Source organism: Daejeonella sp. (assembly GCF_044342615.1).
Lineage (GTDB): Bacteria > Bacteroidota > Bacteroidia > Sphingobacteriales > Sphingobacteriaceae > Daejeonella.
This window is the reverse complement of the sequence record NZ_JBIIPN010000155.1, coordinates 1-5,411: the sequence shown is the minus strand read 5'-3', so window position 1 is coordinate 5,411 and position 5,411 is coordinate 1. Positions and strand designations below refer to the sequence as shown.

6 protein-coding genes are annotated in these 5,411 nt (G+C 36.8%); 5 read left to right on the top strand and 1 reads right to left on the bottom strand.

The window, feature by feature from the left end; genetic code table 11:
* The 5 genes from ACIQ0D_RS11210 to ACIQ0D_RS11190 all read left to right on the top strand — a co-directional run.
* On the top strand, nt 1-503 hold a 503-nt coding region (locus ACIQ0D_RS11210; protein ID WP_395805636.1), incomplete at its 5' end, for a dicarboxylate/amino acid:cation symporter.
* Nucleotides 504-509: 6 nt separating this feature from the next.
* Nucleotides 510-1,229 carry a L,D-transpeptidase gene (locus ACIQ0D_RS11205; protein ID WP_395805634.1) on the top strand — a complete coding sequence of 240 codons (720 nt, stop codon included), beginning with the start codon at nt 510-512 and terminating at the stop codon, nt 1,227-1,229.
* Between the two features lie 54 nt (nt 1,230-1,283).
* A complete protein-coding gene (gene thiL / locus ACIQ0D_RS11200) occupies nt 1,284-2,333 on the top strand; it encodes a thiamine-phosphate kinase (RefSeq protein ID WP_395805632.1) in 1,050 nt (349 codons plus the stop codon).
* A 58-nt stretch (nt 2,334-2,391) separates the two neighbouring features.
* Complete coding sequence (locus tag ACIQ0D_RS11195) at nt 2,392-3,849, top strand: alpha-L-fucosidase (protein WP_395805630.1); 1,458 nt, start codon at nt 2,392-2,394, stop codon at nt 3,847-3,849.
* 20 nt (nt 3,850-3,869) lie between these two features.
* A complete protein-coding gene (locus tag ACIQ0D_RS11190; RefSeq protein ID WP_395805628.1) occupies nt 3,870-4,205 on the top strand; it encodes a DUF6370 family protein in 336 nt (111 codons plus the stop codon).
* A 494-nt stretch (nt 4,206-4,699) separates the two neighbouring features.
* On the opposite strand, the gene ACIQ0D_RS11185 is transcribed toward ACIQ0D_RS11190, so the two are convergent.
* The coding region (locus ACIQ0D_RS11185; protein ID WP_395805626.1) for a DNA recombination protein RmuC at nt 4,700-5,411 on the bottom strand (712 nt) is incomplete at its 5' end.

The following is a 5,411-nucleotide window of genomic DNA, read 5'->3' as shown; positions in this document are numbered from 1 at the left end:
TTCCGGCTATAAAAATCTATTGGAAAAATAATATAATTCCATCTTTCACATCTTTGAGCACCTGCAGTAGTATTGCTACTATTCCATCAAATTTAATCGCTGCGCGGGCTATGAAAATCCCGGATCATATAGCCAATTTAGCTATTCCTTTGGGTGCTCCGCTTCATAAAGATGGATCTAGTATTTCGGCAATTATTAAAATTGCAGCTGTTTTTGCCATTATGGGTAAAGATTTTATGAACCCTGAAACTATTTTGATAGCATTGGGTTTAACCATTATTCTGAGTGTGGTGGAAGGCGGAATACCTAATGGAGGATATATTGCAGAAATAATGATTATGACTGTTTATGGTTTCCCGGTTGAGATGCTTCCTGTGGTGATGATTATTGGAACTTTAGTCGATCCGATGGCTACCCTTTTAAACGCGACTGGTGATACCGTTTCGGCTATGCTCATTACCAGATTTTCGGAAGGTAAAAATTGGTTAAAAAACGCTTTTTAATAAAATATGAGTCCATTTTCCTTCATTTCTGTATTATTAACGCTTTTTTTATTTAATCAGCCGGAAGATTTAAACATGAAATTTAAGACTTCCCAACTCATTGTTGTAACAAGCGATAGCTGGAATAAAATTGAAGGCAAAATGGCTGTTTATGAATATAAAAATGGGCATTGGAGTTTAGTGATGAACGATATTCCAATTGTTACTGGAAGAACAGGATTGGCTTGGGCAAAAGGTTTACACATGGATCAATTAAATTCCGGTATATTGAAAAAAGAAGGTGATGGTAAATCGCCTGCTGGAATTTTTAGACTTAGTGGACTTTTCGGATATCAGGATATTAAATCAAAAATGAATTCGCTAAAAGTTAATGAAAGGACTTTCTGTGTAGATGATTCAAAATCAGCTTATTATAATCAAATTGTAAGTACAGATACCTTAAAAAAAGATTGGGATTCAGCAGAAACCATGCTCATGAAAAGTGATGCTTATAAATTTGGAATCTTTGTAGATTATAATGTGAATCCCGTAACAGCACAAGCAGGATCCTGCATTTTTATGCACATTTGGAGCGGAAGTAATAGTCCCACGGCAGGTTGTACCGCTATGAAAGAAGGTGATATTTTAACATTAATAAACTTCCTTGATAAGAGTAAAAATCCAATTTTAGTTCAAGCTCCACTTGCCGAATATCAAAAAATGAAGCGTTTTTATAAATTACCATAAATCCTTCATCGCTCTTGCCTTAAAAATTAGCACCTTTGTAATTAAATAAATAGCATGTTTGAAAATAAGGGACGTACGGAAATCGAGCAGTTAGGTGAATTTGGCTTAATTGATCATCTTACAAAAAATTTCGCCATCAGTAATAAAAGCACAATCAAGGGAATTGGTGATGATGCTGCAGTTTTAAACTTTGAGAGCAAAAAAACCTTAATTTCAACTGATCTTTTATTGGAAGGCATCCATTTTGACTTAGCCTATACCCCATTAAAACATTTAGGCTACAAGGCTGTACAAGTCAACCTAAGCGATATTTACGCCATGAATGGCATGGCACATCAAATCACGGTTTCCATCGGCTTATCGAGCAAGTTTCCGCTTGAGGCTATTGAAGAATTATATCAGGGTATTAGTATTGCTTGTGAAAAATATGGCATTGATTTGGTTGGTGGTGATACCAGCTCCTCAAAACAAGGCTTAGTTATCAGTGTAACGAGCATTGGTACAGCCGATGAAAAAGATATTTGCTATAGAAATACAGCTAATGAAGGTGATTTAATTTGTGTTTCGGGCGATTTGGGTGGTGCTTATATTGGATTACAATTACTTGAAAGAGAAAAAAACATCTTTTTAGAAAACCCAAACATTCAACCCGATTTAGAGGGTAAAGATTATATCGTTGAACGTCAGCTAAAGCCGGAAGCGAGGAAAGATATTGTTGAAGCCTTAAAATCAATGAAAATCAAACCTACTTCCATGATTGATGTTTCGGATGGTTTAGCTTCTGAGATTTTGCATATCTGCAAGCAATCAAATAAGGGCTGTAATTTATATGAAGAAAAAATTCCCATCGATCCGATGACTTATGATACCGCACGTGATTTTGGTATCGATCCAACGGTTTGTGCTTTAAATGGTGGCGAGGATTATGAATTACTCTTCACTATCAAACAATCTGATTTTGAAAAAATTAAAAACAATCCTGATATTTCTATTATTGGGCATGTTACAGAAGCTTCGGCAGGATGTAATTTGATTTCAAAATCGCAAAAGGTTCATCCAATCAAGGCTCAAGGCTGGAACTCTTTAAAAGGCACTCAAGAATAGAATAATTTTCTATTTTAGGGCTTAAAAACTATATTTAGTGTTAAATATTTTAAATCTTATGAATAGAAAAACCCTAGTTTTACTTTTAGCTTTATTTGCGTCCTCAATAAGCGGGAACTCTCAAACCAATAACAATAAGTCGCCAGAACCCGTTTATCCAATTCCAAATAAACAGCAAATGGAATGGCACGAGATGGAGACTAATGCTTTTATCCATTTCACCACTAATACTTTTACCGGTTTAGAATGGGGTTATGGTGATGAGAAACCAGCCATATTTAATCCAACAGCCCTTGATACTGAGCAGTGGGCTAGAATACTTAAAGAAACAGGTTTTAAGACATTAATTTTAACAACTAAGCATCACGATGGGTTTTGCTTATGGCCAAGTAAATTCACTGAACATTCCGTAAAGAATAGTCCCTATAAAAACGGAAAAGGCGATGTGGTAAAAGAAACGGTTGAGGCTACTAAAAAATTTGGACTTAAGTTTGGTGTTTATTTATCTCCTTGGGATAGAAACTTTGCTGAATATGGTAGACCAGCTTATGTAGAATATTATAAAAATCAAGCGAAAGAGTTATTTGAAAATTACGGACCTGTTTTTGAAATGTGGTTTGATGGAGCAAATGGTGGAGATGGTTATTATGGTGGTGCTCGTGAGACTAGGAAGATAGATGCTAAAACTTACTATAAGTGGCCTGCTCTTCGTGAGATGATTGATAAAATGCAGCCAGGGGTATTATATTTTAGTGATTCCGGTCCCGGTGTTAGATGGGTCGGAAATGAAAGAGGTATCGCTGGATTAACCAACTGGAATACAATCTCAACAGATACACTTTATGCTGGTAAAGCCGGAATTACAGATATTTTAAATACTGGGGCAATCGACGGAAAAAAGTGGATTCCTGCAGAGGTTGATGTATCAATTAGACCAGGATGGTTTTACCATGCACACGAGGATGACAAAGTAAAAACACCTCAACAATTATTTGACATTTACCTTAGCTCTGTAGGAAGAGGGTCAACTTTGCTTTTGAATATTCCTCCAGATCAACGCGGACTTTTCCATGAAAAGGATGTTGAATCTTTACGTGGTTATAAAAAGTTATTAGATACCGAATTTGCTAAAAATATAGCGCTCAAAGCAAAAGTTAAAGCCGATTCATTTAGAGGAAATTCAGCTCAATTTGCCGCATCAAACCTAACAGATGGCAATAAAGAAACTTATTGGGCAACAAATGACGGACAGTTAACAGGAAGTTTTGAGCTGGACTTAGGAAAAGTTTCAACAGTTAAATATGTAACTCTTCAAGAATACATCAAACTGGGACAACGCGTAAAAAAGTTCTCTGTTGAAGCGTGGAAAGACGGAAAATGGACAAATGTAGCCAATGGAACCACTATTGGTTATAAGCGTATTTTTAAAATAGACCCGGTACAAACTTCAAAAATTAGGGTAAGTATTGAAGACTCAAAAGCTTGTCCGTTAATTTCGAATTTAGAAGTTTATTAAATCACTCTAAAATTTCTATAATGAAATGCATTTTCATCTTTTTATTTATTAGTATATCTGCTATTAGTATAAAAGCGCAAACAACGAAAGTTAATCCCAAATTGGACTCACTGCAAATTGTTGAAGCGGCGTGTGGACAATGTAAGTTTAATATGGAAGGTAAGGGTTGTGATCTGGCTGTGAGAATTAAGGGCAAATCTTATTTTGTGGATGGTACGAAAATAGATGATCATGGAGGTGCTCATGCAAAGAATGGATTTTGCGAGAAAGTTCGGAAAGCAGAAGTTCGGGGCATTATTGTTAAAAATCGATTTGTTGCAACTTCATTTAAATTACTGCCGGATAAAGAAAAATAGATATTCCAAAGATTATAGTCAATAAGTCCTATCCTTTGTTTTAAGTGACAGCGTCTTTAAGGATTAAGAAATATAGAGGAGTCTCCAGACACACCTGTCCTTAGAGTTTCCATCGATTACAAAAATTGACTTTATATTACAACGGAGGGGCTGTTGTACGGTTTCAGCGCCAGCTCCTCCCGCGCCTTTGCGAGATGTACTCTGCGTAAATCCCCTTAAATCTGCAGGAGAAAATGAAGAAATGGGCTGGTACGGTGACAACACCGACCAGGGGAGCTGTATTTGTTTTTACAAATATTAGACCTTATATACGTTAGGACAGGTCGCGACCTGTCCTAACGCCTGTCCTTTGAGTTAAGCGACAGCGTCTCTAAGGATTAATAAATGGTGAGGAGTCTCCAGACTCCTCTATTCCTAATCGCCATCCTATCTTTAGAGTTTTTGCCAGCATTTCTATACATTTAAGAAATAATGAGCTTTCCCCGAAACCCCCTTTATTCCTCATCATCCCCAATAAACTTCTGATCTAGCTGTTTACCGGTTTTAGCCCCCAATTTCTTAATCTTTTCTGCGGTTATACTTAGATTACCTCTACCGTTGGATAATTTATTCAAAGCTTTTTCATAAGCATCCTGACTGAGTCGGATGTTTTTACCGATACCCTCCATATCGGTCATAAAGCCAATAAACTTATCATACATTTCTCCACTTAGACGGGCAATTTCCATCACATTTCGGTTTTGACGTTCCTGCTTCCACATGCTGGCAATGGTGCGTAGGGTGGCTAAAAGTGTAGAGGGACTAACAATAACAACGCGTTTATCCCAAGCAAAGTTGAAAAGATCGGCATCTTTTTGCACTGCAATGCCAAAAGAGGATTCGATGGGAATAAATAGCATGACAAAGTCGGGAGAGTTTATTTTATAGAGCTCACTATAATTCTTGGAAGATAAGCCCTGAATATGTCCCCTGATTGATGCAATATGCTGCTTGGTATATATTTCACGCTCTTCTTCGCTCTCACAATTTACCAATCGCTCATAGGCAATTAATGAAACTTTTGCGTCGATAATGAGGTGTTTATCATCAGGAAGATCAATAATTACATCCGGCTGGAAGTTTTGTCCTTCAGAAGACTGATGTGTAGCTTGTGTTCTATATTCGCGGTCCTTCACCAAACCAGATCTTTCTAAAACCCTTTCCAAA